This is a genomic window from Pedobacter ginsengiterrae (genome assembly GCF_039537385.1).
Classification (GTDB): Bacteria; Bacteroidota; Bacteroidia; order Sphingobacteriales; family Sphingobacteriaceae; genus Pedobacter; species Pedobacter ginsengiterrae.
The window spans coordinates 1-434 of sequence record NZ_BAABAK010000007.1 but is presented as its reverse complement, the minus strand read 5'-3'; the positions used below and the strand labels follow the sequence as shown (position 1 = coordinate 434).

1 protein-coding gene is annotated in these 434 nt (G+C 44.5%); it reads right to left on the bottom strand.

What is annotated here, in order from left to right; genetic code table 11:
• On the bottom strand, positions 1-434 hold a 434-nt coding region (locus ABD692_RS07665; protein ID WP_344766069.1), incomplete at both ends, for a transposase.

Sequence of the window (434 nt, the reverse complement as noted above, 5' to 3'; positions counted from 1 at the left end):
GCCAGTTGCTGAACATGGAACCGGTCAGAGACCAGTTTGGACTGAGGAAAGCACCGTTTAACGATACGAGACATAGTTGGAGCAAGATCAAGAGTAACTTCATTCACTTTTCTGCGCAAGCCTACCTTGATCTGAGAGAGGACTTTGATCACCGATTCGCTTTCGGTTCCTTTAATAATTGCAACAAGGGCACCTTTTTTACCTTTTGCAGCCTTATTGGTCAAAACGGTATACAACTCTCCCTGCGACAAGCTGGTTTCATCTATGGAAAGATATTCACCCATATTTTCAGGAAATATAAGCCAGTCCTCAGCATGCTGCAGCTGATCCCAAACGGTAAATCCACTCAGATGGCTAGCATATTGTCCCTCAAGACGTTTGCCGTCAACACCAAAGAAATGACCTAGCGTTTTACAGCTTATTGGGCTTGAATC